Consider the following 26,787-nt stretch of genomic DNA (forward strand, 5'->3'; position numbering starts at 1 on the left):
AGTCTTTCCAATGAATGATGGAAGTATGCGTGCCCCTGAAGAACGTCATTCAGTAATAGGGATTATTGCGCTGCTAATTGTTGTCGCGTTTTGGGTGGTTACATTTTGGCAGGGGCTTGTCTCCGCAATTGATATTTGGATTATTTCCGATATTTTTAATCACTGTTTATTTGTTATTCCTGCCAGCATTTATTTTATTTATTGTAAAAAAGAGCAACTCTCGCTCTCAGCCATTAGACCAAATTACTGGGTTTTAATTTTATGCTTTGGTAGCTTAGGGCTATATGGGGTTGGGCTCTCAGGTGGTGTTCAGCTTTTCATGCATATTGCTACATTTACCTTCTTACCCTTTAGCATTTGGTTTCTATTAGGAAACGAGCAAGCTAAAAGAATCTTATTTCCTTTATTCTTTATCGTCTTTTGTATTCCGGTAGGCGAGGAGTTAATTCCTACGCTGCAAGCTGTTACCGCAGACTTATCTGTCATGATGTTACAGTGGGTCAATGTGCCAATCTATCGAAGTGGCTTATACATAGAGATCCCTGAGGGCCGGTTTCTTGTGGCAGAAGCATGTTCAGGTATTAGCTTTTTCATCGCATCGGTCGTGATTGGTTCGTTGTATGCCTATATGAATATGCAGTCGAGTGTTCGTAGATTTTCGTTCGTGTGTATATCCATTTTGTTCCCTATTATAGCCAATGCTATAAGGGTGTTTGGCATCATTTTGACTGGCCATCTAACGAACATGGAGCATGCTGTCGGTGCGGATCACCTTATCTATGGATGGGTGTTTTTTAGTTTAGTAATCATATGCCTAATAGGGCTGGGCGAGTTAATAAGAGAAAAGTCTTCTGATCTAAAACCAGAAACACCACTTGCAATCCCTTTCGTATCCTCTAATCAAGTTTATATAAAGGCAAGTGTGACAATATCGGTTTCTATGTTGTTTTTCTTATTCTGGTACCAACTTATCCAAAGCCAATTAGTAGCAGGAACCTCACCTGAGCGTCTCAAAGCATTGCCTTTTACAAGTGCACAAGTAACTGCTAACTGGTCGCCTGAGTTTGTCGATTTTTATGACAAAAATACTTCTCGATTTGCGTTCGAAAACAAAGCGGTTGACATGTATGCGGTTTGGTATCCTAAAGGACGAGGAGAATTGGTGAGTTTTGCTAATCGTATGTATTTGGAAGACTCTTGGACATTAGAGTCTGCTTATTCAGTCACGATAAATCCAGAGGACAAGATTAACGTTGAGCAAATAGTTAATGCTCGGGGTGTTCGCTTGCTTGGGTATTGGTATTTCGTTGATGGCGAGATATTTTCAAATAAAAATCATGCAAAGTTATATGAAATTTATCAAATAATGTTAGGGCAACATTATGGAAGTGGTCTTGTTATGGTCTCAGCAGAAATTGAGTACAGTACGTTAGACACTGATAAGGCATGGTTCAGTAGAATGATGAGCAGCAAGTTTAACGCTATCAATCAGATATTTCCGTAACGACTAATAATATGCAATCTTTCAATTTCGCTGAGCGGCACTTTAATCCTCTTGTTAATCGTTGCTTGGTTTGGGCGCAGACGCATGAATGGCGAGGAAAGCATCGCTTTTATCTATGGATGAGTGCGCATTTTCCGCACAAACTGATCCGTTATAAAGTCAAAGAGCGTTTCTTTTCTGTCCCGTTAACCGAATTATGTTTTTGGTTGGAAGGTGGACCTAATAATTACTACTTAGAAGAGTTTATACCCTTCTGCGATTTACTCAGTGACTTAGAAAAGCCTTTCACTCTTTTAGATTTAGGGGCAGATATCGGCACAGTCTCGTCTTTAGTTGCATCTCGCTGTTCCAATTTAAGTAACATTATTGCATTTGAGCCAAATCCAAACTCTTTCACTGTACTAGAGCATAATTTTTCTCAATTTTCGCTCGATGTAATGGCACTAAATTCAGCGGTGTCTGACTTTGATGGAAAGGCTGATCTTGAAGCTGATATGAGCCGTGCTAACGACCATGAAGGCCAGATAATCAGAGCTGATTCGGGAGCTGTCGATGTTGTCAGTTTAGATAGTTGGTATAGATTGAATCCTCAGGTGAAATTATGTTCGCGTGTGGTCGTTAAAATTGATGTCGAAGGGCAAGAACAACAAGTACTGGCCGGTGCAGCTCAGTTATTAACCCATGTAGGTTCAGTCATTTTGTTGCTTGAAATTCACCCTGATGTGCTGGTTAAAACGAACATTACACCAGAAGAACTGTTTCGCCAAGCTGAAGCATTACGAGGGTTCGACTGGTATGTCCCTATTGTTTCTAAAGATAAAAAAGTCGATAGAACGACAGCGTTTTTTAAGCAGTATGAAATGAAACAATACGATGTGATCGGTATTTCGATTCCAATTGAGCAACAGTAGATAACAAAGGGAAATCTATGTTTGGGGTGTATCGGTTTATATTAGCGGTTAATGTGGTGATATATCACGTGCTAGACGTCGCTTCTATTGGTCCGTACGCGGTGTATAGTTTCTTTGTACTAAGCGGCTTCTTGATGACCATGATAATGAATGAGTCCTACGGTTATTCATTAGATGGTTTCAAACGCTATGCTTTGAACCGATTTCTTCGTCTTTATCCTGTCTACTGGTGCCTTTTATTATTAGGTATCTGCATAATATTACTGATTGGAAATGACGTCTCAGGCGTATTTCACACTAAAATGATGTTACCTAATGACATTGCGAGTGCGATAGCAAATGTCACTATGATCTATCCTGCATTTGAGCCTGTCACCTACCCAGTGCGTATTTCTCCCGCTACTTGGGCTCTGAGTATTGAAATACTGTTCTATGTTTTGATTGGATTGGGCATATCCAGAACTCGTATGATTACTTCGATCTGGCTATTCGCTAGTATTTGTTGGGTTGGGGGAAATATGTTTCAGACAGGTTTATTTTCAACAGGATATGGAAATGTATTGCAGGCCGCCTTGCCGTTTTCATTAGGAGCTTGGGTCTATCATTACCGAAAATGGGTCACCAGTGTAGTTCATAAAATCGGTGTGCCCATGATCGTATGTCTTTACATAGGCAATATTGCTATTGTGGTTCTATGTCAAGTTCTGATAACCGATAAAGCTTGGTTTGTAAGCCTTATAGGAAGCTGGGTAAATTTAGGGCTTAGCACCTTGATGACCGTGTTGTTGTTTGATCAAGGGGCTCGTTTTTTTAGTAGAACAGTTGATAGAGTACTTGGGGATTTATCATATCCCATTTATTTATTTCATTGGTCGGGAGCGGCCTTAGCTTCGTGGTTAATTACAGATGATATGAGTAAAGGCGCTCTTGTATTTACGTTGGGGCTTTTTATAACCGTTGTTATATCCGTATTAGTCAATAAATACGTTAATGAGAATATTGAGAGGATAAGAGCCCATATAAGGCAAGGCTAGCTTCACTGAACTTTTCTCTTGTTCTATGTGACACGTTACTGATTTTCGGGCCAAAATAAAGCTTCGAACTGAGTGCGTTCTTCTTTGCTAAGCATTTCTTTTAAATTTTTGACCCTTGTGTTGTTTATCAGCATCCCTTGTGCCCCATTGCGCTTGCGCACAGGTTTGTTGGTAATATTGTCTGCTATCACAATATTTTTTGTATCAGTAAAGCGATATTCTATCGCGTTGGGGTAGTTATGACCGAGGTATATTCTATTATCTAAAATCTGAGTATCTGGTGATTGCTCTAGTGAAATTCCCACATCAGCGTTGGGATCCTTGTCATCATAGTGAATAATTAGGTTTTCAATAATGGCACCGCCGGACGCTGGTTTACCCTTGAGGCCGAAGCCGATCCCACGGTCGCAATTAATAATTGTATTGTTTTGTACTGTATTATTGCTTGCTCCATTCCAAAAATGGACAGCAAACTCTGCGACCCGTTTATCTGGGCTGGCAATATCTTTAAAACGATTGTGTGCGACCATCCAGCCGCGCGAACCATGAGCATCGATCCCACCTATGTAATAGTTTGGCCCGATCCCTTTTGTGTAGGCAAATTCACAATTTTCGACCACACCGTAATCGCTGCTATTTTTTGATTTTCCCCCAGATGAAACCTTGATTAATTGTTGATAACTGTCTTGTAGAATGCAATTTTTGAGGGTGGGGAAGTCAGCATCGCGTTCTCCAGAAATTTGGATAAGATGATTGCCGGCCTCAGCTAAGGTGATACCGTCGAGTGTAAAATATTTTGCGTGAACCGTGATGATATTCTCTACTTGACCTCGTCTACGCATACCTAGGCCTATTATTCGAGTATCCGCAGGGTTCAATTGATCGCCTATTAAACTGATGTGTGCGGCTGATATAAGTAGCGGTTTGTTCAGCTGATAAGTGCCTGGGGCGAGTAATATTTTGGTTTTTCCATTCTTATTAGCCCGTTTCAACGCGTTGTACAAAGAGGAAATATCCGATACTTCGATGACAGATAACCCGGCTTCCACATGGCTGTTCTGGCTGAATGTAACGGTTGAAATACTTAACATAAGCAAAAATAAGCAAAAACGATGTCTGATCTTATTCAACGTAAATTCTCCGGTACAGAAGCGAGTTATTGATGTCATGGTAATAAACCTTTACATGTACTGTGCGTTAATTACGCATTTTAATTACTTTCGCAGGATTTCCAGCAACAATAGCAAAATCAGGCACATCTTCTATTACCACTGAGCCTGCTGCGACGATGGCCTTGTTACCCACGTTTGCCATAACTAGCGCACCATTTCCAATCCAACAATCCTCTCCAATAGAAATCTTGGTAAAGGCGCCTCCTTGAGTTTTTATGGGACGTGATAGGTCATCAAAGTTATGCTGGCCTTTACCGCTTAATACGTGCACAGCACTGCCTATCAAGGTATCCACTCCGATTTTGCAGGTTCCGATATTAGACTGTGGTCCAATATAAACACCAGAGCCTATCTCGATGTTTGATTGTGAAAATAATGCAGAAAACGAAAATACGACATCATGACCGCAATTTTCGAGGGATAATTTATAAAAGGCGAGTCGTATTTGGTTGCCAAAGAAACCGGGTAAAAGACTAAAAAAGTGCGAGTAACTTGAAAACACACGGTCATTATTCATGATAGTGCAAGTCAATCGATAGCATAGATATATAGGGGTAACTAGAAGTTTGCAAACTATACCGGCTACCCATTTCAAGAATATTTTCATTTATTAGTTTGACTCGTCGAAATGAGCTCAGTCTGATTTATTAAAAGTTTATTTTCAAATGGGGCTAATATACTTTCCCAAGTATAGTGTTGTTGAATTAACTGCAGCGCATTTTCGGCAATGCGCGCGTAACGTTCAGGAGATTGAAATAATTTTTCGAGCTGTAGAATAAAATCACTACTTGTTTCCGCCAGTAGAATATCTTTGTTCTCAGTGCAACGTATACCCTCAGCCCCCATAGGAGTAGATATAACAGGTAGACCACAGGCGAAAGCTTGTAATACCTTATTTTGCACTCCCCGTGCTATTCTAAAAGGCGCGACGAACACATTTGCTCTGTTGAAATACGGTTTAATATCGTCCACGAACCCTGTTACGGTTATCCCTCTCATATTTCCCAATGCTATTATTTTTTCGGTTGGATCCATACCGGCAACGACAAATTCAGCACTGGGCCAAATCTGCACAATATCTTTCCAAACATTTTCCACGAACCAAAGGACAGCATCTACATTAGGAGAATAATTCATTACACCAGTGAACAATAATATCGGGCTTTCGCGAAAACGAGGAACATCAGGGGGGCAAAATCCAACTGTATCAATACCATTTTCAATTGCGCAAATATCTCCCAGGTCTGGTGCTCCTTGCTTAAATAATGCGACTTCAGTTTCCGTAATAAAAAAGCATGTATTGAAGTGAGATGCAACTTGGACCTCCAATGCTGAAATTAGGTTTTTTTCGCGAGAGTACAACAGTTTCATTGGTAGAGATGAGCGCTGAGCATATTGGCGCCATTTATCAGAATCTAAATCCATAAAATCCATGAAAAGTCTTAATTCTCTATCCTTAATCACTTTGGCTTGGCTATTAAAAATATACTCAGCCATGCTCGATGCTGTGCACACTAAGGCACTAAAGTCGTGTTCGTCCAGCAGTTGATCTAAGCCTTTTTGTAGCTCTGCACTGGAAAAATTAGCGACGCTCAACGCCTTTCCTTGCACGAACCCCGACATAAGGCGAAGAAGCTTTGGTGGGAGCCTGAAGCTGTGAACGTTAACGCCGTATTGAGATTTTAACTCGGTGAAGTAGGGTAACTCGTCGCATTGTTCATAGGGAGAAATCACAGTTACTTCATGACCCTTTTGGAGCAAATACTCAATTTGATGAAAGGTCCTAATTTTCTCGCCTTTGTTTGGTGGAAAAGGTACGCGATGGGACAAATATAGTATTTTCAAAATAGAGTTCCGAATAGTAAAATGGCGGAAAAACAGTAGATTAGACGTATACTAACCGGAGTGTTCAGCATATAAAAGTACAATTAAAGTTTGCAAAACTCGCTTAAATTTGCGTTTTTTTAATAATTGCGAAAAAAATTTAATCTATTGACTAAGCAGAGAACAAGATCGTTTTTAGAGTAACAACTGTTTCTGGTATTACCTTATCGAACCACTTAAGATGGCAATGTGAAGGGCAAGTTATTTGATTTCGTACTGAGTTCAATTTAATGAGCCTATGTAGATAATTGCCGTTTAGCAAAATGTTATAAACCAGTAGAAAGTAGTACTTAGAGCTTTCAAAGGATTCCAAGTAGATAAACTACTCTGATAAGGATTAAAGGAAAAATGATCGATTTTTCTGTCGCAATACACTCATACAATAGAGAAGAATATATTGTTGAAACAGTTGAAAGCGTTTTAAATCAAACATTAGCACCGAAAGAAGTCATCGTGATAGACGATGGTTCATCTGACAATACAGAGGCTGTACTAGAACCATATTTAGATCGGATTGTGTATAAAAAAATAGCGAATGTAGGATGCGGTACATCGCGTAAAGTAGCGGTTGAGTGCTGTCAGAATAAGTGGATTGCATGCAATGACGACGATGATATTTGGTTACCAACGCATTTAGAATCGTTATCAAATACGATTAAGTCATTTCCGAAAGTAGAATACGTTTTTTCCAATCACACGCAATTTGATGACAGAGCAATAGCAAATTACGATCATTTTTCTACAGCGCCCTCTGGATGGTGGGAAAGTGTTTCCGCAAGTGTTGATATGGATAAGATATTGCTAGCGGAAGATGCATTTTTAGACTTTCTAACATTTAACCCTTCTTTCCCATCGACTTGGGCGTTTACTAAACAAGCCTATATCAAGGCTGGAGGAATAGATGATAAATACAGTCGAATGAATTCAGAGGATTCTGATTTTACAAGGCGTATATTACTTGTAGCGCAAGGAGCATGCACAAATCAGAAGACGGTTAAATTGCGTCGTCACGGAAAAAACATGTCTGATGATTTTGTTGCTAACTTGAAAGGCAAGGCTCTGATTCTTGAGGATATAGTGGCAAAAGGCATTGTACCCGATAGGTATCTATCGCGGACAGTTGCAGCTATTAACAAATCTAAAATCCAAGCATTCAGACACCTCTATTGGCAAGGACAGTATCGAGAGTCTGTTAGCTATGCCAAGGAAAGCAATACCAAACTTTCAATCAAAGATAGACTCAGAATGATGAATGCGCGGTTTCAGAAGTCTTAGAGAGAAAGAAATTAACCTAGCGACATATTGTTCAAAATACAAAATGGCATTCTTAGGGGCCAGCGCAAAATTAGTTTAACATTTCGCTTCAGGTATATATGAAGTCGTTCACAGACCCAAAGAGAAGGATTAATGAATTTAAAGGTTCGAGACTTACCTAATTTTATCTGTATAGGCTCACAGCGCGCAGGTACAACGTGGCTACATAACTGTTTGGATGAGCACCCTGAGGTATTTGTACCTGCAGAGAAAGAGCTGCACTTCTTTGACCGCTTCTACGATACTGGACTAGCGAGCTATACAGAGCGATTCATGCTAACACAACGTGGATCGGCCAAAACTTGGGGAGAATTAACACCCAATTATTATCAAGAACCTCAAGCTCTTGAGCGTATAAAACGAGACATTCCGGACGTAAAAATTATTTATATCCTTCGGCAGCCGGCGGAACGCGCATTTTCTCAGTACCAACTTTATTCACAAGGTCAGTTTTCTGGAATGAGCTTCGAAGAAGTGATCGCAAATAAAGAGTTTGTTACGGATTTGAGTATGCAGGGCAAGCATTTACAACGGTTATATTCATTGTTCGATAGCTCCCAGGTGCTAGTTTTGTTCTATGATGAGCTATCTCAGTCACCTGAGACTTTCCTAAAAAAAGTTTTTGCGTTCTTACAAGTAGATCCTGATTTTATGCCAAGCACCTTGAATAAACGGATCAATCGAGTTGTGTTGCCTGATCTGCAAGCGCGATTAGCCAAATGGAAGCTGACTTGGGTGATCGAATTAGTTAAAGCATCGCCAATAGCCGAGTGGGTGAAAGAAGTTGCACACAAAAAGTCAGATAAGCTAGGAAAATCTGCTTTTCCTAATGCTCTGAGTGGTCGATTCGATGAAGATATAAAACTAATAGAACAGATACTAGACATAGACTTAAATCATTGGCGTTAGCTTGTTAACTTTCAATATACAAGGAGCTAGAGATGAATTTTAAACGGGACACCTTCGATGTAATATTTATATTGATAGCACTACTTTGCTCTGTCCCTAAAAGCGCGGGACAGGGATTAACTTGGGAAAACGTCGAATATTTAGGCGGGTTCACGCTGCCGCACGTACCTAATGACCCTATATCGAACTTCAGTTATGCCGCTGGCGCATTTGCTATAAGTGATGACGGTAATTCAGTTTTCATTGTGGGTCATACACGTGACCAAGCTATTGCAGAATTAAACATTCCTGAATTTACTGGTCGAAGTAGTATTCAAAATATGCAAAGAGCTTCATTTAAACAGGGGTTTAGCAAGCTATTTGCGAAGGTAGTAGATAGGAATAATCAGAAGATTAATCGCATTACGGGTATGAAAATCATTGAGGGGCAGTTGTTTGTGAATGTGATGACCTACTACGATGGTGGCTCAGATAACACTCACACTACCTTAATAATTAGAACACCGGATAATTTAAAGGCATCGAAAGTAGCAGGCTTTTTTGAAACAAGGGGGGCTGCCCACACTACAGGTTGGATTTCACCCGTTCCGAAACAGTATCAAATGGCACTTAAAAGTGAATATCTAGTAGGGAATGCTAGTAATTTTCCTATCACTAGCCGCAGTAGTGTTGGCCCTTCTCTATTTACCTTTAATCCTTTTGGTGTGCTTGATAAACGTATTAACAATGGAATGATTGTCACTGAAACAATATTGAATTTTTCTTTAAAGCATCCGATGCATGCAGATTTGTATAATGAGAAAAAGAGTAATGATATTTGGACAATTACCTCTAAAGCCTTTGTGGGTTTTATATCCCAAACGGAAGAATATATCGTTGTTGGCTCATCAGCAGGCCATAAAAGGGGGTTAGGCTACAAAATAAAGCAACTAAATGGACGACTATGCGGAGGGCCATGTCCGCTCGATCCAAAAGACGAGTATAATTATTTTTGGATATGGGAAATGGACCGTCTCATTACGCCAGACGATGCAATTTCTTCAAGTCACAATATTCAACCTAGCCGCTATGGAAAGCTGACACTACCCCATCTCAATGGACTGGTAATAGGTGGGTATTTTGATGCAGAACGTAATAGGCTTTATTTACTAGAATCAAATGCTGATCGCAGAAGCAAATACGTAACACTGCCAGTGATGAGAATATATCAACTTCCTCCTTTGCAATCTGCTAAGTAAATGAGCCAATGTGTGCAACAAAAGCGGCTTCATATTTACTAAGAATAAACGACTCTATTTCAACAACGTTGTGCAGCTCAAAGTCTAGCTTGACTATTTCAGAGCTCTTCAATCCGTTATGTTCGTACTGACGTCTGTTTATATATTCTTGAGGAGAAAGGGAAAAAAGTTGTTTCCATGCGAGATAAAACTGGTAGTAGTTTACGCTTTCATTTGGCTTTGGCAGAGTATTGGATTGGTGAGCGGAAGAGGTAAATGGGACCCCTGAAGTACTTAGTAATAATGAACCAAGACATAAGGAGCGACGCGTACGATTAACTGTTTGGTTGTGTTTCATACGACGGCCTCTGTTAGTAGGTGTTCAGCTAGTTTGATGGTTAAAGCAGTTATGGTCAAGGTTGGAGGGACATGACTTCCTGTAGGAAATACAGAGCTACCTGCAATGTATAAGTTGTTTGTATGAAAAACTTTTAGGTTTTTATCAACTACACCGTTTTGAATGTTATCAGCCATTCGAGTTGTTCCCATATGGTGATGGCTGAAGAAAAGTTTCTCGCTGCGAAGACGCTCTTCGTATTCTTTCATTACTTTAAGTCTTCCTACGTTTAACCTTCCTATTTCTTTGGCCATCACATCTAAAGCTTTCCACATTCTATTTATGTCGTCATCATGCAGAGTCCAGTCGATTTTAATTTTCTTCAATCCTAACTTATCTACCTCATCGGATAAAAATACCTTGTTATCATACTTGGGGGTTTGCTCAATCATTATGGCTAAATCATATCCACCAAAGTCATCAGCGTAGTCAAACAACTTATTACTGAATGTTTTACGTGACACTGCCTCAGCAACCATGTCTATGTCACCCAGCACATTCATCATGTGTTGACCAAAATAGTCAGGAATAGCCTCTTGCTCTATCGCTGAGCCCAAAACATGGAACGATTCGATACCTTCTGAAATAATGAAGTTTGACTTTTCAAAAAGTGGTACACGTATATTACTGATTTCTTCCTGGCTAAGCGTGGACTCATTCATCTCGATAAAGCCATTGATAAAGCGCTCGTCAATGTGTTCGCGCATAGTGAAAAGAGCAAAGTCATCTTTCTTTTTTGGATACAACTTAGCAGCACGTAAAACGGGATGATCCATGAAATAGTGCCCAACATTTTTAGACTTGTTCCCTAGAGCGTCCTTATATTTTTCATTAAATATCAGCATGTAACGCGCATTTTCAATACCACCTAGACATAGGATGAATGTGTCTGCAGCAACAGTATGTTTTACATCTGAATAATTAGAAAAGTCGATAGATTCGACAGCCAAAGTTTGTGCATTAAAGCTCAAGTCGACTAAATTTGCATTTTTAAATATTGTGACATTTTGCGACTCTTTTAGAGGCATGCCATATTTGGAAAAAAAATGTACAGGAGGGATAGCTGCTTTAACTATATTAGCGTTGATTTTTTGTGACGACTCGAAGATGTCTGTTTTGCCAAAGTGCTTTGACCAATGAGCTGTATTGTAACCGTCACTGCCCGTGCCACAGTAGAGTGCTGCGCGGCTGTAGAACGGCTTAACGTCATCGAAGCTGATTGGCCATCCGCTGTGGGCAATCCAATCTTTTGTTTTAAAGTCGCTGGGGTGGAATTCAGATGTGCTATTCTCCCAATGGTTACTAGAGCCACCTAAAAATCGTAATCGGTCATAAGTGGGATCTTCATATTCGGTGGGTTGCACGGCGGGCGAATAAAGATTCTGTGAGTCCATTGTAAAGGTTTCATCGCCTCCTTCAACAATACAAACGCGTTTGCCTGAGGCTAATAATTCATTGGCAAGGGTGATGCCCGCAACGCCACCTCCGAGAATGCAATAATGGTATACGTGCTTTGTGGATTCGGACAAAGTGTTTGCGTCGATAATCATGTTTTTACCTTCAGGTCCTTTTGAGACTGGGATGAATATTGCTTAAATAAGGTGATTAAAACTGCAGTGAGTCCCCATAGCAACCAAATAATATCGTTATATGCCATAGCATAAAAAGAAGATCCAATCAGAAAAACCGTAATGGCGGCAATAAGTAGGTTTGCAGCATTAACATAAAACTCGTCTTGTTCTTTATTAATAGGGGTTAGCTTTACCGATTTTCGAATGTAGAATAATTTTTTAATGGAGATCACGTACAAAAGGAGCCAACTTAGTGCGCCCAAATAGCCTATTTCAGATATCACTTCAAAGTGAGCACTGTGAACGGTTCTGTACATACCATATTTACCAAATGAACTGTCATAAATTGGGTAGTAGGTGTTATAGCAGCCAGGTCCCACACCTAATGGATTATCGGCAACCATTTCCATAGCTATGCCCCAAAAGTGGGGCCGAGAAGCCGCTGAATCATCTAACTCCTCATCTTCGACGAATGCACTCGCAATGCGATCCTTATAGCCATCTGGTAATCCGACGACACTCAAACCTAAAACACCAATGATGCTCATGATGATAATGTGTTTAAACTTCAATAAGCTCGATAAGCTAAACCAAAGAGCAAGGCCTAAGAACATGGCCAAGGCTGAACCCCTTGAAAATAGGGTTATCACGTTATAAATGATACCTATGCAAACGATTGGACCGAAGATTTTTATAAGTTTCAGTGTTCTTTGTGAGCGAACCATCTCTGGTAAGTAAAACAGCGCATTTTGGGCATAAGCCATCCTTACGATGAAAAGGTTAAAGAATAGTAATACTGCAGAACCAAATGCAAAACCGTTACTGCCGGCAAACAATCCCTGCATGGTAGAGGCTCCGTAATAGGTGCCGCCCATGCCCAGCATTCCGAGCAAACCAGCTTTGCCAGAATGAAACGCGAGTGATAAGCCTACAACTGCAATAATCCAGCAAAAACGTTGTTCGTTATCTGTCACTCTGATAGTGAGGAAAATCGCTAGTAGTAATACTGCGAACTGTTGAAAATAACTAATTCTAAAGCCAATAGGTATGCAAGAAGATGTAAATTGAGTCACTACGGTTAGGACTAAGTAAACAAGTAACAATTTACTTATAGGGTCTTTAAACCTTGGCCATAACCCTTGCAAGAAACACGGGATCACGAATAAGGCTATCGCGATAAGTGGGAGCTTAAGGCTGTTTATATTCCCCCACACCCAATCCTGGGGTCTAAATATACCGAACCACCAATAGCCAACTGCTCCAGCAAAACGGCTAGTTATTGCCGTGATTATTAAAATCATCGAAATGAGTAAAACGATAATATCGCGCATTACAATTTGATCTTCTTTTCCGTCATATTAATTATCAGTGCTCTACGCGATTACTTGTTACTGAGAGTGCAGGGTCGACTTTTCTTTTTTTTAATCTTTTGGCGCATGTGTTCTATGGGTCTTTCAAGTACAAATATTAACACCCAAGAAAACAAAAATAAAAACGGAAGGCTTACTAGCATGAGAGTAAAGTTTGGTCGAGTATATTGCTTACCCATAAACTCCATAATAATGAGTACGACAAATGCAACTTGATAATGGATAAGATAAATGGGATAGCTAAAATTACCTAACCAGTTATCCACTTTCTTACTTATAAATGGCAGTGATTTTTTTTCTTTTAAAACGACGATCATTATGACACAAAGTCCAAAATTGACGTAAAAAAATAAGCTGTCTAAGTCAAACAATTCTTGTTTCACTTGTCTGCCTAAATACCAGTTGAACAAGATAGCCGTTCCTAAAAAATAGGGAAAATAGGAATGCTTGGTCAGCCGGTTGCTATTCATGCTCGTTTGCAGCGACTCTCTGTAATGAAATATGAGTGCTCCCACTGAAAAAGGAAGTGACGCGGCCGGTATGGTGTAGTAGCGATGTTCAAAGCCGAATTGAAAAACTCCTACGGCAACATGATAAATAACACTTAATACGAACCAGAAAATCACTACCTTTTTATATTTCGAAATTCCTACACCTATTAAAATATAATAAAAAACCTCTACCGTAAGGGCCCACGCTGGAGGAGTTAGCCTAGGTGTTTCTCTGAATGGAAAAAATAGAAATAAGTTTTTTAAGGAGTCGATTAGATTATCTGGTAGAAACAGTGCCTTATGGTATTCGAATGAATTTTGTTCGCCAACTAACATAATCAATATTATGGAGAATATAATGGAAGCCCAATACATAGGGTAGATACGTAAAAACCGATTGAATGTATACTTTTTCAACCCAGTTGCCGTGTAACCATAGGTCTCCTGAATCACAAATGTCATCAAGTAACCGCTAAGTGCATAAAACCCGAATACAGCGTACGAGCCAATATGAGGAATGCCGCCAATATGATAAAAAACGACCATCAATGCTAATACTGTCCTGTATGCCCCAAACATCAACTATTCCTTATGGCGTTTATAGTATTCAATCAAGGAGCATCAAAAGCGTCCTTAAATGTCGAGTATACAGTTGAATTAAGATAGAAATAGTGAAAATTCTTCATTATTGTTTCTATACAAAAATAAATTTTCTAGTGGTGTTATGAGGATATTGCCCACCATACGGTTCTAGGGATTTGCTTTAAGCGGGAGTATCGCAGCATGTTTTTGCATACCGCGAATAAAAGTCCAAATTTACGGCTCTTGAGTAACGGCTTTAAAACATGTGATGACCCGTTCTCAATACGGTTTTGTACCGATAGAGCAAATTGAGGGGGCTTGCCTAACGCACTATAGTTATCAGCTAAAGATATTAATGCGTATGCCGCTTGCGTATGAATCCCTTGAACTGTTGTTATGCCTTGCCCCACAAAATATTCGTTGGTTATCTTTGATACACAGACTATTGCACCCTTAGTCGCGACCTTAAATTGAAAATGGAAATCATTGGCAGCGCGGTAATATTCAGACTCTTTCGATGCAAAATAAGCTACGTCTCTTTTTACAGCGATGTTCATTGCTGCTGCGATGGGGTAATAATTATTGAAAAAGTGATCTAAGGGAGCATTATTTACTAGATAACTTCCATCCATTTCGTTAACCCACAGAGGTGGAGACCAATCTACCTTCGAAGGGTTTTTGACAACCGCGATAGCCGCAACACAATGGGGATTTGCTTGTAGTGCATCAAAGAGTACCTGCAGTTTATCTGGGTAAGCAATATCGTCTGAATCGTTAAAAACAACAATATCTCCCTTGGCGTGAGCAACACCTGTATGTCTCGCTGCAGCTGCGCCTTGATTTTCTTGTCTTATGACACGAGTTTTTCCATCATGGTCGTGTAAATCCTTGCCCGTCCCGTCCGTTGAACCGTCATCTACAATTATTATTTCATAGTTGCCAGTGAAATTTTGCGCCATGAGAGAATTAACAACAATTTGCAAGCGTTCACGACGATTGAAGACTGGTACTACGATAGATACATCGAACTTTTCTTGATCAATACACTTTGGATTCATTTTTACTTTTTAGCTTTATTAAATAATTTGCTTCTGACTTCCTTGATCACGATCGCAGAGTCTTCCTGTTTCGACAATAACATTAACCACAAAATTGCGGAAAAAATGATTGCCGGAATTAAATATATATAACTTTGCCACCAGTTTGGACCTAAATATAGTTTTGTTAAACATAATGGAGCAGCACTGGCGATGAGTAGTATGGCTGGTGGCTTCAACCAAGATAGGTAGGTATGCCAGTCAACTAAGTTTTTACGATGTAGTACGAAGACAAACAGCGATATTCTTAGTAATGGCAAGGTGAGTGAAGTGCATATAATCATCACCATTAGTCCATATTGCAGGAGCAATATACTGATAAATATTCGCAGAACGTTGAGAATCAACACTATCTTCATTAGTGCCTTTGCCATTCCCAGGCCCATCAGGATCGGCTCTAGAGTTTGCACGCTCGAGGATAAAATACGCGCAGTGCAAAATATTTGCAAAAAGTAACTAGAGGTCATCCACTTTTCGCCAAACAAAATCAATACGACTGGCTCCGCGCATAGCCCTAGTACAGCATAAAAAGGCCAAGCGCAGCTTAACGTCAAAACGATGATGACTCTCATGCGTTGCATAAGCCCTTCTCCGTTTCGTTTTAACTTTGAAGCATAGGGGGAGATAACTGGGTTCAGGGCTTCTGTAAAAAGCTTATTAAATAGTGAGGCCGTTGACGAAGCTCGATTAAATTGTCCTGTAAGCTCTAAGGTGAAGAATTTACCAGAAAGAAGTTCCACTATATACGTACCAAAATGGCCAACGATCCCGTATACACCAACAAATTTTGAATAGCTGAGTATCTTACGACTTTGACTTAACTTGGGCATTAAAGGCATATTTTGAGGACGGTAAAATTGCAGTAATAAAGCTTGAACTACGGTTTGAATTAATGAGCCGTATACTAACGTATACACACCGAAGTCACTGTAAGCCATACATATCATAGCCAGTACACTGATAAATTGACTCGAAGTACCTGTGATTAACGCTGGCTTAAAGTTCAACTCGCGTTTTAATAGGCAATCAATGATGGAACCAAAGGGAGCAAGGAATATATTCAATGAAAGTAATTGCAGTATATTGATTAGCTCAGGCTGTTGATAGAAATCAGCTATAGGCGAAGCGCTAAAAAATAGCACGGCTCCTGAAATAAACGAGATTATAAGTAGGGTGCCATAGGCACTTTGAATAATCTCTTGGGTTAACTTTTCCTCTTTAATCAGATAATTGTTTACACCGAACTCTTTTATGATTGAAGCCGTAACCATAAATATAAAGGCTATAGTATAAAGGCCATATTCCTCAGGGGTGATCAACCTTACTAAAACAATAGTGCTGATAAGTTGCAAACCGATGTTTAGATACTTCGTTATAAATGAGTAAGCCAGAGCTGATCTAAAAGAGCCCTCATATTTTAATTTACTCACAGATAAGCCACCGCGGTCAGTTTACCAACCGTTTCCCAAGACATTTTCTTAGCTTGTAACAAATTAGCCTCTCCCATTTCGTGTAGTTTTGAATCGGTGAGGCTAGAGACTTTATTTAAGACATCAGCAAGGCTTTCTTTTTCACCAAAATAGAACGCCCCATTTGTTGGAACACAGCCAAACACCTTTGCCGTTTCTGGCAAAATTAGGGGCTTAGCGTAAGACATGGCTAAAATTGTCGAGCCTGAGGTAAGGGTATCGCTGAAGGGCAAACAAATAACGTCTGACATTGCTAAATAATCGACCATTTTCTGATCTGGTAGAAACTGAAAGTCAGTGCTTATCCTGCTATTGTCTATGGCCATTTGTGCTAATTGCGCTTTGTATTGTGTCGAATTTGGGTTGCCAGAGATAAGCAAACGCATACTTTTGCTCTGCACTTTACTGAAGGCCTCTATCAAGGTTTCTATGCCCTTGTATGGCCTCAGCACGCCAACATAACTGATTAATCTCCCTGAACTAGGCAGACCGTAGCGTTCTCGCAGGTCCAATTTGCTATTGCTTGGCGCTGGGTAACTGCCTAAATAGTTACCATGAAATATGATTTTTGACTTAGAGCGGATATCAATATTAAGCATATTTGATACTAATTCTTGTGCTTCTATGCTGTGAAAAATGACGCGATTTACAGATTTCGCAAGCCATTTTCGTACAAGTAACTCTCGTTTAGTATTTAACTGCTGATGTGCCAACTTGTTGTGCACGGTCCATACGACTTTCTTGCCTCTTAATCTGACCAAAAAAACATCGATTATTAAGAGTGAAAATTTGATATAAAAAACTAAGTTTGACTTGGTCCACATCAGTGGCTGCAGTATATCTGTAATCCAGTGTACGTGAACTACATCTACACTTTTCATTCCTTTGATGCTTTTGGTTAAGGGCAAAAGTGAGAGTGAAAAAGGGATGAATGCCGTTTCTACGTGCTCCTTACTTAGTGCACTAGCCAGAAGGGACTGATATGGATTCGCGTTACGGTAGTCCGGTAAATGGACAGCATAAGTTTTATTGTTTTTCATTTTGCCATTTTCTTCATATTTCAATACACATCATTTAGAGCCATTAGCGTTTTTGTTTTAATAATAATTTTGCATCTGGGAAGTATTTCAAAAATTGTTTAGTACTCTTTTTATTTAAGCAAGATACTTTGTGGCATCCGAAGCTGTCTGCTAGGTATTTATACTGGGTACTAAATTTCGCGCATTCCGTGCCTCTTGCGACGCGCCCGCCCAGTAAATCCATATGAAAAGCAAAAAATCCATCCTCTCCACCAGGCCAATCTAGTGGCGGAAATCTTGTTAAGCACTCAGAGCTTAAGTGCCAATCTCGTATGCTAAGACCGCCATTCCCTCCATCTATTGTTAAACCGATAGGTCTTTTGCGCTCCCACCATGAGCCTATGTAGTCAAAGTGGAGAAAATCTTTTAACACAAATTTAGATTTAGGACAGAGTAAGGAATCCGTTTGAAATACAACAATTTTACTACGCGATGCAATGCAGTTCCAAAATATAGGAGATAAGAAAATTGCATTGTAACTTTTCGCACTTAAATCGTGAATATTTAGTTTGGTTAATAAAACTTTACCGCTTGCAACCAGATCCGCTATTTCGGTTGATTGGATAAAAGCGAGATTTTGCTGACTATGAAATAGTTGAACTCGACAATCGGTTATTTTAATAAAATCAAAGACCACCTTTTCTAATAGCGGGTGCTCTCTTGTTTCAATGATAACGCCTATATTTGCTTTTTCGATCGGTGCGGTTTGTTCGGTGCATTCTTTTAACACAAACGGAATGTTACTAAAATCAGGATGGTCATCTGTCTTGGGAAGAGAATGATAGAGAGGAGATAAATCCGAAGAATGAATGTCAGACGGTTTTACCGCATTTTTTGTGTGATTCACTGTTAGTTTTTGTGCCGAAGAAGGCAATAATGCACGTGTATCAAGCCAATCCATCATGTTGCATAAAAAGCTTACCTTCAAAGTTTGCTTGCTACCTTTGATATTGCCTAGCTTGAGTAGCAATGACTCAACTGAGCTAATGTTTGGAGAGGGTGTGACAGTGTTCACATAACTTAAACCGCTGCCGATCTTTTTTTCAATAATACTTTGATCGATTTTGACCTTGCAATACTCCTCAATGTTACGGAGCACTTCAGGCTGTGATACAAGGTCTCTATAATCAATGATCAAACCACCGGTTAATTTCTGTGCATATGACAACTCTCGAATTAGTCGAGCTCGATGTTTGGCGAAGGAGAAGGGAGTGAAAACCGGTTTCGTAGGCCATTTTGCATACCAGTTCATATGCTGGCTAAAGCTTTTGTAAGACAAGTACGCGTCGTTCAAATCCCTTTTCAAATAAAGGAATTTCGCCCTTGGAAAAAGTGCTTTTAAAAATATGGCCTCTTCAAGACCGAAACGGACTTCTTTAATCCCCCATCGCTTTTCACCGCTAAGTGGAGTGAAAAGCGTTCTTAAGAAGTTCCTGTGCGCGGCTAATAGATGAGCTTCATCTGGGTAGAGATTTGCTATCCATTTGTCTGCATTTTGCTCATTCGAGACATTGTCAACTATGTATCTTCTAGGCGGCCATTTCAGTGTGAAGGGCCTAATCGTAGCGGCTAAAGATTGTATAATATTGCATTTATCATGAGGCTCACCCCATAAAAACAGATCATGAGATGATGACAACAGCCTCTGTAATAAAGTTGAGCCTGATCGCCAGCCCGCTGAAAATATGAATACGGGCTCATCGAGTGCATTGTTTTCTTGCGCTGCCGCGTAGTGTAAAAACTGCCTCATTCTAGCTGGGTAATCTAGGGTGTCCGTTAATTGCTTTATATGAGCTATATGAGCGTCCGGAGACCCAACGAAAACAAATAAATTGCTTATCAAATTAGCAATACGTCGCGTTTTTTTTATTTTTATGTCGGCCATAATTCCATTGCACTTAACAAATGCACTCCTGCATTTTTACTATCAGTTTCGCCATAAAGCAGCTTAGGCACGAATAGTAAGTCGGATCACGCTTTCATCCTAATTTTTCTCTTATTTGGGCGATATATTTGTGCATTAAACGTTTAAAAAAGAGACATCTTTCACTCCGTGGCGCCAAAGTTTGCACAATCAATACCATGGCGGACATATATAACAATGCAAAAACTCCCCCAGATAAAAGAAGCATCGCAAGGCCTGATGAGTCGATGATGCGACTGACGTACTGCGCCCCTATAACGCTTAAAAGTGCCACGGATACACATATTAAACACCATATTCCCCAAGCTAACAGGGAGAAGTTAACTTGCAATCGAACAAATAAAATCAACACACAAGTTGCACCTATACCTAATAGCCCTCTAAGTTTTGCAAATTCGGGCAAATCTGTGTCGCCGAAAGTAAATAAGCCAAAAAATATTAAAAGTAGGCTAGCGATGTCAAACATCAGTAATTTGGATATCCACCCTTTTGCAATCATGATTTGTTCGAACAATACAATGAAGGGGATATAAAGCACTAATAGAGATAACCGGCTAAGCAATAAGTAGCTATCGCTCCATTGTTCGCCCAAAACTGTATCGATAAGTGGAGCAGGGAAATGCCAAATATAAAAAACGATGGGTAAAGTGAGCACGGTTGTGGCCATGAGCGACAATTCTATCTGCCCGTTCAAGGTTTTTCCACTGTGGTGCTTGGCACTGAAGGTGGCAAGTAAAGGTTGAATTGCAGGGGTCAGAAAGTTTTGACTTGGTAACATTACAATATCACGAGAAAGGTAATATCTGCCAAGATCACGAGCGTTAAAAAGACTCGATACAATAAATGTATCAATTTGAGAGCGGGTATATCCAATGATATTTTTGGCCAGTAGCCATCTTGAAAATAACCATTGCTGCTTTATATTTTTCAGGGAAAAAGAAGGCCGAAAAGTATGCACAAGGTAAGAGCCGAAAGTGAAAATTAACGCCGATGTAATATCACCGATGATGAGCGCCCAAAAACTGGGATAAATCCAAATCATTAGCATCACAGCACAAAATGAACCGAGACGCTGAAATATCGTTAAGAAGAACAATTGCTTGTACGCTAATTCACGTTGAAAAAGTAGTATTCCAGAGTTGCGCAACGCGCGTATCGGCAAAACGCACGTCGCAGCCAAAAGTGCGCCAGTGAGTTGCATTTCAGAGTAGAAACTATTGATGAATGGTATGCATAGAACGAGGAGGAGCGTAAGGCAACCTTTTATCAGTATATTGATGGTCCAGGCTGCGTCTAAATCCCCATCAAATACCTCTTTTTTCTGAATAATATACTGTTCATTGCCTAAGTCAGAGAGGACATCAAAGAAATAAATCACCATAGATATGATTGCGGCGATAGCGAAATCTTGTGGTGTGAGCACGCGCGCTAAAATCACAATGCTGATTAGACCAACAGAGCGTTGAAAGAATTTACCGGCTATTAACAGAGATGCACTATTAATAAGTTTGCTGGATGCATTGTTCATAACATGACGTTATCCGCCGGATTTTTCACAATTTATTGAACTCTGTCACTATCTTTTCACTCAGCACTGGCCAGTCCAAGGTCTGTTGAACGTGCTTTCTACCTGTTTTGCCCATTCTTTCTCTGAGGATATCGTTTTCGAGTAAGTCGCATATCTTGTCAGCTAACACTTGGGGCTGGGTGCAATCAACGATAAAACCCGTTTCACCTAGTAACATGGTTTCAGATGTGCCTCCTGAATCCCCAGCAATGACAGGGCGTTCACATGCTTGCGCCTCTACTAGCACCATACCGAAGCCTTCGATATCGCTTCCTACGGTGCGATTTGGCAGAACAAATACATCACATTGCTGGTAGCACTGGATCATTTGTTCATCATTCAGCTCAGACATGAATAAGACGTGCTCTTCAAGGTTCAGGTCTTTTACAAGGGCATGTAAGGCGCTCTTGCGTTCGCCATCGCCTATTATCGCGTACAAGGCAGTAGGAAAGCGTTTTATGATGATGGGCAATGCTTCAATGAGTTTGTCGTGCCCTTTACGTTCTTGTAGGCGCCCAACTGTGAGAACCACTTTTTTATCTTCCCAGCCAAATTGTGATTTTACCTCTTGTGAGGGGAGGGCGGGGATGAACAAACTAGCGTCTACACCGGGATTGAATACCATGGTTTTTGCAGGGTCGGTATGCCACTTATTGAGTAATATGTCAGCCGTGTTCTGGCTATTGGCGATAAGTCGAGTCGCGCCACCGAGCGCTTTATTAACGATCCAACTTAGTTCTCGGCTGGTCGCTGCTGTTTCCACATCCTCACCGTGAACATAGCAAATATACGGAATACCCTTTATTTTACTGATGAGAAAACCAATAAAGCCCTCGGGTAAACAACGTCCGCAGTGAATGACCTCAATGTCATTTTGCTTGACGACTTTTAATACGGCACGTAATGCGCGAAAGTAGTATTTTAGCCCCGTTAGGCTCTTTAAGCCCCAGCTCCATGAGCTAAGTGGTAAACGATACGTTTCAAGTGGGCTTATGCTATCAACTTCATCACTTTTATCATCTTGTCCAGCGGCTACAACGACATTACCTGTTGTTATGCGCGTATAGACCTCCCAAAACCAACGGCCACTTCCACCTTTAACGGGGGGAAATATTTCACTCAATAGCAAGGTTTTTTTCATCGTTCTGGGTCCGTGATAGAGCGCTCTTCGAGCATCAGTGACAGGTTCTGTTCACAAATATATTCATGCTGCGCAAACCAATCTTCGTCGGCATATTTACGCCAACGCTCAGTCGGCGGCGCTTGAATGACATCAACTAAGGGGGCAACCTTGTTTGTGTCCAAATTCAGTGCAGTAAACATATCTGAAATGACGGCTTTAGGAGCACTCGTGAGGTTCTCAAAACTTAAACTCATGTCCGAAAACGTTAGACCATGTAGGTAGGATAGTTTCCATAAATAATAAAAGCGTTGATAGGGATGGGGCGTATTTTTTATATCAAGTACAGGGTAATGTTTAGCGAGATCGCGACACCACACGTCTAAGTAAAAAGCATCCTGATACGTGCTATGTACATCATCTTTATTCATTAGCTGTTGATCAGTGAGAAACGAACACCATTGATCTCGTGGATGACGGTACAGATGCAAAATCTTTGCGTTGGGGAAATGCTGCCTTATCCAAGGCAAACGAAAATCAATACGATTGAACTGCAGTACCGGGCGCCTTGGTGCTGCTTCTATCATCTGCTCAATAAATCGTTTCATCTGCGGATCCCATGATTGGGCAGACATATATAGGCTCTTGCGGATCCAATCCTCGTTATAGGTGTCACACAACTGGCTAAGGCCGTTGTATTCAGCCCAATAGTCATCTACGCCGCGATGTGTGTTATCCACATTGTCGCCGCGCATTTGCTCGTTGAACCATTGGCGCTCATTAAATGGCTCGTAATAGGCACTGCATTCGGGGGTTTGCCTGAATAAATTCCACAGCAGGGTTGAACCGCTTCTAAACCGACTGGTGATAAAGACAATGTCGTCCCGTTCAGATGTGACAGGGGACAATGGAGCTTGGTTTGATGCATAAGGCGAGACTAGGTTACTCAAGGCTGGTAGAGATTGCGCGCAGTGCAGTGCTTTGTCGTCTAGTTGTTGCTCAATAGAAGGCTGTTGCAATAATTTAGCGGTCACATTGACCATCATCTTTTTCAGTGCTTTTTTCATTGTCTATGCCTGCACGCTTGAGAATAATCGCAAATAAAGCGCTTCATATGCTTGTGTCATATTTTTAATATCAAACGTATTTTCAAACCGTATTTTGGACGCTTTACCGAAGGTATCTTGTAGTTGCTTATTTTGTGCCAGCGCTATCATTGCATCTGCGTAAGCTTGCTCGTCGTCATTTGGTGTGACAAGACCTGTGACGTCGTGTAAAACGATTTCGGGGTTGCCTCCTGCGTGGGTCACAATGCAAGGCTTACTCAATGACATCGCTTCTAACAGCGTCATGGATGTGCCTTCGCTGAGTGAGGGCAGTAGATAAATATCCATCAATGCTAAATGGGCATGAGGTTTTGGCTCATAGCCGGTCATGATTACGCTTTGTGACAAATCTAGGGTACTTATTAATGCCTCTGTGTTTTCTCGCTCTTCACCATCGCCAACAATCATCAACTTTGCGTTTACGCCAGCATCAATAACCCGTTTAAATGCCCTTAGCATCATACTGTGGTTTTTTATCGGGTCGAGCCTAGCAATAGTGCCAAACAAAATACACTCTTGAGTCAGAGGGAATTGTCGTTGCACATCTTCTAATTTCGCCGGCACGGGTTCAACACCCTTAATCCCGTTATAAACTACGTCAATATCGTTACTGGGGATATACTCGAATTCCACAAGAGCATCACGTGTTGCTGCTGAAATAGCTGTGGTCGCATGCGTGAAACGGTGCAGAATAGGATTGATTATTTTGCGCTTCCAGGTGGTTGAATCTGGGTAAAACCGACCGTGTTCAGTGAAAACGATTTTTGCTGACGTTGCTAATGCACCTAACACACCGTAAACGTAGGGGGTATATTGATGACAGTGAATAATATCGATTTTATGCGTTGTAATATGTTGGCGTATTTTGGATATCAAGCTCATGTCGAAGCCAGGTTTGCGGCTTAGAGCTTCTATGTGAATGCCATTATTGATCAAGTCTTCAGCAAACGGCCCAAGAGGTGATTCAATGCACAGCACTGACATAGTAAAGCGTGAAGCGTCGGCTCCTAAAATTAGGTTTTTAATTACCTGCTCCGTACCGCCGATACGCATATCAAATGTAAGATGAAGTATATTCATTAAAATCGACTCATCATTGCGATTTTGTCATTTCAGTCGATTGAATATAACGAAACCACCACATTTGAAACATCAACATGCTCCATAACACCGTGCTGTGATCGGCTTTTTCTGCTTGATGTTGCTGCCAAAGCTGCTTGACCACATTCATATCAAAATATTGTTGGATGCCCTGAGCTTTATTAAACAAGTAATCTTCGGTTAGTTCTTTAATTTCACATCGTAACCATGTCGCTAAGGGCACCGAGAAGCCCATTTTTTTGCGATATAAAATATCATCAGGCAAAACTGGTTTAAAGGCTTCTTTGAGGATGAATTTTTTCTCGCCGTCACGATATTTTAAATCCGATGGCAGGGTAGCAGAGAATTCAATGACGTCTTTATCTAGTAGGGGCGCACGCACTTCTAAGGAGTGCGCCATACTCATACGATCGACTTTTACTAAAATGCCGCCGGGCAAGTAGGTCTTCATGTCGGTATACAAAATCTTCGACAAGTGGTCTTTCCCATCGGCCTTGTGGTAGTTTTCGAGTGTTACTTCACTTGGATGGTAAGCGCCTAACTTAGCCTTGGTATCTGATGAGGCTAAACGTTCCCAAAGGCGATCATCTATCATCGAGTTAGTCACATAAAACCCCATGGCGGGGTCTAAACTCAAACTTGTTAACAGAGATTTAGCCTTTCTAAATAGTGGATGCTCACTTTTAGCGAATACGTTGGCGAGTTTAGGGAATACCTTCTTGCGCAGCGCTTCGGGAAAGCGTTCACGTAGTTTGTTTTCCAGTGCATCTGTGGTGTATTTTTCATAGCCTGCAAATACTTCATCGCCGCCATCACCGGCAATCGCTACCGTTACCTGAGAGCGTGCCAACTGAGAAACAAAATACGTTGGTACTAAAGATGGGTCGGCAAAAGGCTCGTCAAAATAACCGACTATCTCTTCTAAGTTGTCTTTTACATTTTGGTGAACGGTAAATTCGTGGTGCTCGGTTTTATATTGATCAGCGACAATTTGGGCAAATTCGGTTTCGTTAAAACGCTTTTCATCGAATCCTATTGAGCAGGTTTTGACTGGCTTATCGCTATTCAGCGCCATCATAGCGACCACACCACTGGAGTCTATTCCACCACTCAAAAATGCGCCTAAGGGCACGTCACTGACCATACGAGAACAGGTTTTTTCTGTGGCTAAATCGTAAAGTGCTTTGGTCAGTTCGGTCTGAGATTGATTGCTGGTTTGCTTAAAGGAAACATCCCAGTATTGTTCTATCTGTATCCCATCTTGCGAGACCCACATAAAGTGTGCCGGAGGCAGTTTGTGAATATCGGTGAAAATAGTTTTTGGGTCTGGTACATATTGATAAGCAAAGAAGTCATGTACTGCGTCTAGCCTGACCTCCCGCGACACATTGGGGAGTGTAAGTAATGCTTTAATTTCAGAGGCAAACGCAAACTGAGTGTCAGTTTTAAGGTAATAAAGGGGCTTTTTGCCTACGCGATCTCGAGCAATGAGTAAACGCTTGCTGGTAGTGTCCCAAAGGGCGAATGCGAACATGCCATTTAACATGCTAAGCATCTTTTCACCGTGCGCTGCATAGAGCGCAAGGATCACTTCTGTGTCCGTGTGGGTTTTAAATGGATAGCCTTCGCTGACAAGGTCATCACGAAGTGCCTGAAAGTTATATATCTCACCGTTAAAGGCAATGATGTATCTTTCGTCATGTGAGTACATAGGCTGTGTGCCGGCTTCTGACAAGTCGATAATGGCCAACCGACGATGGGCTAGACCTACGTATTCATCGATATATTCGCGACCAGCGTCTGGACCACGATGATAAATACTGTCACCCATTTTTTTAAGGGTTTGCTGGTTACCCATGTTCCCGCTAAATTGTGTAAACCCTGCAATACCACACATAGATATTTCGGCCCTGTAGTTGGTGTTCTTTATTGAACAAACCATTTGATGCATACCAAATGGCTGGTCAT

The 26,787-nt window shown here is 40.8% G+C and carries 22 protein-coding genes; 6 read left to right on the forward strand and 16 right to left on the reverse strand.

The annotated features are described in order from the left end of the window. The first annotated feature begins 10 nt into the window (after positions 1-10). From PATL_RS05985 to PATL_RS05995, 3 genes are read left to right on the forward strand one after another with little or no spacing between them, the layout of a single operon-like run. Complete coding sequence (locus PATL_RS05985; protein ID WP_011574033.1) at positions 11-1,504, forward strand: EpsI domain-containing exosortase; 1,494 nt, start codon at positions 11-13, stop codon at positions 1,502-1,504. 11 nt (positions 1,505-1,515) lie between these two features. Beyond that, positions 1,516-2,415 carry an FkbM family methyltransferase gene (locus PATL_RS05990; protein ID WP_011574034.1) on the forward strand — a complete coding sequence of 300 codons (900 nt, stop codon included), beginning with the start codon at positions 1,516-1,518 and terminating at the stop codon, positions 2,413-2,415. Positions 2,416-2,432: 17 nt separating this feature from the next. Then, on the forward strand, positions 2,433-3,449 hold the full coding sequence (locus PATL_RS05995; protein WP_011574035.1) for an acyltransferase family protein: 1,017 nt from the start codon (positions 2,433-2,435) through the stop codon (positions 3,447-3,449). Positions 3,450-3,484: 35 nt separating this feature from the next. Here PATL_RS05995 and PATL_RS06000 read toward each other — a convergent pair whose 3' ends face one another. The 3 genes from PATL_RS06000 to PATL_RS06010 all read right to left on the reverse strand — a co-directional run bounded on the left by PATL_RS06000 (position 3,485) and on the right by PATL_RS06010 (position 6,466). Further along, the gene (locus tag PATL_RS06000; RefSeq protein WP_011574036.1) at positions 3,485-4,618 is read right to left on the reverse strand and encodes a right-handed parallel beta-helix repeat-containing protein; all 1,134 of its coding nucleotides are present in this window, start codon (positions 4,616-4,618) and stop codon (positions 3,485-3,487) included. Positions 4,619-4,646: 28 nt separating this feature from the next. Next, on the reverse strand, positions 4,647-5,138 hold the full coding sequence (locus tag PATL_RS06005) for an acyltransferase (RefSeq protein WP_367643727.1): 492 nt from the start codon (positions 5,136-5,138) through the stop codon (positions 4,647-4,649). An 86-nt stretch (positions 5,139-5,224) separates the two neighbouring features. Beyond that, positions 5,225-6,466 carry a TIGR03087 family PEP-CTERM/XrtA system glycosyltransferase gene (locus PATL_RS06010; protein WP_041713437.1) on the reverse strand — a complete coding sequence of 414 codons (1,242 nt, stop codon included), beginning with the start codon at positions 6,464-6,466 and terminating at the stop codon, positions 5,225-5,227. A 387-nt stretch (positions 6,467-6,853) separates the two neighbouring features. Here PATL_RS06010 and PATL_RS06015 point away from each other — a divergent pair, with 387 nt between their 5' ends. The 3 genes from PATL_RS06015 (at position 6,854) to PATL_RS06025 (ending at position 9,966) form a co-directional block, all read left to right on the forward strand. Beyond that, positions 6,854-7,780, forward strand: coding sequence for a glycosyltransferase family 2 protein (locus PATL_RS06015; RefSeq protein ID WP_011574039.1), 927 nt, complete (start codon positions 6,854-6,856; stop codon positions 7,778-7,780). Positions 7,781-7,912: 132 nt separating this feature from the next. Next, positions 7,913-8,728, forward strand: a complete 816-nt coding sequence (locus tag PATL_RS06020) for a sulfotransferase family protein (protein WP_011574040.1) — start codon at positions 7,913-7,915, stop codon at positions 8,726-8,728. 32 nt (positions 8,729-8,760) lie between these two features. Continuing rightward, positions 8,761-9,966, forward strand: a complete 1,206-nt coding sequence (locus tag PATL_RS06025; protein WP_011574041.1) for a hypothetical protein — start codon at positions 8,761-8,763, stop codon at positions 9,964-9,966. Here the strand turns inward: PATL_RS06025 and PATL_RS06030 are convergent. The 13 genes from PATL_RS06030 to asnB all read right to left on the reverse strand — a co-directional run bounded on the left by PATL_RS06030 (position 9,959) and on the right by asnB (position 26,716). Further along, positions 9,959-10,303 (reverse strand): hypothetical protein, encoded by a 345-nt coding sequence (locus PATL_RS06030; RefSeq protein ID WP_011574042.1) that lies wholly within the window; start codon positions 10,301-10,303, stop codon positions 9,959-9,961. The two genes, PATL_RS06025 and PATL_RS06030, sit on opposite strands and share 8 nt — an antisense overlap. Further along, the gene (locus PATL_RS06035; protein ID WP_011574043.1) at positions 10,300-11,892 is read right to left on the reverse strand and encodes a GMC family oxidoreductase; all 1,593 of its coding nucleotides are present in this window, start codon (positions 11,890-11,892) and stop codon (positions 10,300-10,302) included. Before PATL_RS06035 ends, PATL_RS06030 begins: the two co-directional genes overlap by 4 nt. Next, complete coding sequence (locus PATL_RS06040; RefSeq protein ID WP_041713441.1) at positions 11,889-13,244, reverse strand: O-antigen ligase family protein; 1,356 nt, start codon at positions 13,242-13,244, stop codon at positions 11,889-11,891. The genes PATL_RS06035 and PATL_RS06040 overlap by 4 nt, the downstream gene beginning before the upstream one ends. A 50-nt stretch (positions 13,245-13,294) precedes the next feature. Further along, entirely contained in the window at positions 13,295-14,353 is a 1,059-nt protein-coding gene (locus PATL_RS06045) for an acyltransferase family protein (protein ID WP_011574045.1), read from the reverse strand. Between the two features lie 143 nt (positions 14,354-14,496). Continuing rightward, positions 14,497-15,414: a glycosyltransferase family 2 protein gene (locus PATL_RS06050; protein ID WP_011574046.1), complete on the reverse strand. Its 918-nt coding sequence runs from the start codon at positions 15,412-15,414 to the stop codon at positions 14,497-14,499. A 2-nt stretch (positions 15,415-15,416) separates the two neighbouring features. Next, entirely contained in the window at positions 15,417-16,883 is a 1,467-nt protein-coding gene (locus tag PATL_RS06055; RefSeq protein ID WP_011574047.1) for a lipopolysaccharide biosynthesis protein, read from the reverse strand. Next, on the reverse strand, positions 16,880-17,962 hold the full coding sequence (locus tag PATL_RS06060) for a glycosyltransferase (protein ID WP_011574048.1): 1,083 nt from the start codon (positions 17,960-17,962) through the stop codon (positions 16,880-16,882). Before PATL_RS06060 ends, PATL_RS06055 begins: the two co-directional genes overlap by 4 nt. Positions 17,963-18,005: 43 nt before the next feature. After that, on the reverse strand, positions 18,006-19,886 hold the full coding sequence (locus PATL_RS22190) for a DUF5672 family protein (protein ID WP_011574049.1): 1,881 nt from the start codon (positions 19,884-19,886) through the stop codon (positions 18,006-18,008). A 94-nt stretch (positions 19,887-19,980) separates the two neighbouring features. After that, positions 19,981-21,453 (reverse strand): oligosaccharide flippase family protein, encoded by a 1,473-nt coding sequence (locus PATL_RS06070; RefSeq protein ID WP_011574050.1) that lies wholly within the window; start codon positions 21,451-21,453, stop codon positions 19,981-19,983. A gap of 25 nt (positions 21,454-21,478) precedes the next feature. After that, a complete protein-coding gene (locus PATL_RS06075; RefSeq protein ID WP_011574051.1) occupies positions 21,479-22,633 on the reverse strand; it encodes a glycosyltransferase family 4 protein in 1,155 nt (384 codons plus the stop codon). Next, positions 22,630-23,679: a sulfotransferase gene (locus PATL_RS06080; protein WP_011574052.1), complete on the reverse strand. Its 1,050-nt coding sequence runs from the start codon at positions 23,677-23,679 to the stop codon at positions 22,630-22,632. The genes PATL_RS06075 and PATL_RS06080 overlap by 4 nt, the downstream gene beginning before the upstream one ends. A 3-nt stretch (positions 23,680-23,682) precedes the next feature. After that, on the reverse strand, positions 23,683-24,798 hold the full coding sequence (locus tag PATL_RS06085) for a glycosyltransferase (protein WP_011574053.1): 1,116 nt from the start codon (positions 24,796-24,798) through the stop codon (positions 23,683-23,685). A 13-nt stretch (positions 24,799-24,811) separates the two neighbouring features. Further along, a complete protein-coding gene (asnB, locus tag PATL_RS06090; protein ID WP_011574054.1) occupies positions 24,812-26,716 on the reverse strand; it encodes an asparagine synthase (glutamine-hydrolyzing) in 1,905 nt (634 codons plus the stop codon). Positions 26,717-26,787 lie beyond the last annotated feature (71 nt).

Source organism: Paraglaciecola sp. T6c, assembly GCF_000014225.1.
In the GTDB taxonomy this organism is placed as follows: domain Bacteria; phylum Pseudomonadota; class Gammaproteobacteria; order Enterobacterales; family Alteromonadaceae; genus Paraglaciecola; species Paraglaciecola atlantica_A.

Excerpts from the sequence above, each read along its gene's own strand:
- PATL_RS06035 (WP_011574043.1), bottom strand. The coding sequence starts at position 11,892 with ATGATTATCGACGCAAACACTTTGTCCGAATCCACAAAGCACGTATAC.
- asnB (WP_011574054.1), bottom strand. The coding sequence starts at position 26,716 with ATGTGTGGTATTGCAGGGTTTACACAATTTAGCGGGAACATGGGTAAC.
- PATL_RS06020 (WP_011574040.1), top strand. The coding sequence starts at position 7,913 with ATGAATTTAAAGGTTCGAGACTTACCTAATTTTATCTGTATAGGCTCA.
- PATL_RS22190 (WP_011574049.1), bottom strand. The coding sequence starts at position 19,886 with ATGGCCGACATAAAAATAAAAAAAACGCGACGTATTGCTAATTTGATA.
- PATL_RS06030 (WP_011574042.1), bottom strand. The coding sequence starts at position 10,303 with ATGAAACACAACCAAACAGTTAATCGTACGCGTCGCTCCTTATGTCTT.
- PATL_RS06060 (WP_011574048.1), bottom strand. The coding sequence starts at position 17,962 with ATGAAAAACAATAAAACTTATGCTGTCCATTTACCGGACTACCGTAAC.
- PATL_RS06070 (WP_011574050.1), bottom strand. The coding sequence starts at position 21,453 with ATGAACAATGCATCCAGCAAACTTATTAATAGTGCATCTCTGTTAATA.
- PATL_RS06000 (WP_011574036.1), bottom strand. The coding sequence starts at position 4,618 with ATGACATCAATAACTCGCTTCTGTACCGGAGAATTTACGTTGAATAAG.
- PATL_RS06045 (WP_011574045.1), bottom strand. The coding sequence starts at position 14,353 with ATGTTTGGGGCATACAGGACAGTATTAGCATTGATGGTCGTTTTTTAT.
- PATL_RS06050 (WP_011574046.1), bottom strand. The coding sequence starts at position 15,414 with ATGAATCCAAAGTGTATTGATCAAGAAAAGTTCGATGTATCTATCGTA.
- PATL_RS06085 (WP_011574053.1), bottom strand. The coding sequence starts at position 24,798 with ATGAATATACTTCATCTTACATTTGATATGCGTATCGGCGGTACGGAG.
- PATL_RS06005 (WP_367643727.1), bottom strand. The coding sequence starts at position 5,138 with ATGAATAATGACCGTGTGTTTTCAAGTTACTCGCACTTTTTTAGTCTT.
- PATL_RS06025 (WP_011574041.1), top strand. The coding sequence starts at position 8,761 with ATGAATTTTAAACGGGACACCTTCGATGTAATATTTATATTGATAGCA.
- PATL_RS05995 (WP_011574035.1), top strand. The coding sequence starts at position 2,433 with ATGTTTGGGGTGTATCGGTTTATATTAGCGGTTAATGTGGTGATATAT.
- PATL_RS06075 (WP_011574051.1), bottom strand. The coding sequence starts at position 22,633 with ATGAAAAAAACCTTGCTATTGAGTGAAATATTTCCCCCCGTTAAAGGT.
- PATL_RS06040 (WP_041713441.1), bottom strand. The coding sequence starts at position 13,244 with ATGCGCGATATTATCGTTTTACTCATTTCGATGATTTTAATAATCACG.
- PATL_RS05985 (WP_011574033.1), top strand. The coding sequence starts at position 11 with ATGAATGATGGAAGTATGCGTGCCCCTGAAGAACGTCATTCAGTAATA.
- PATL_RS06015 (WP_011574039.1), top strand. The coding sequence starts at position 6,854 with ATGATCGATTTTTCTGTCGCAATACACTCATACAATAGAGAAGAATAT.
- PATL_RS06080 (WP_011574052.1), bottom strand. The coding sequence starts at position 23,679 with ATGAAAAAAGCACTGAAAAAGATGATGGTCAATGTGACCGCTAAATTA.
- PATL_RS05990 (WP_011574034.1), top strand. The coding sequence starts at position 1,516 with ATGCAATCTTTCAATTTCGCTGAGCGGCACTTTAATCCTCTTGTTAAT.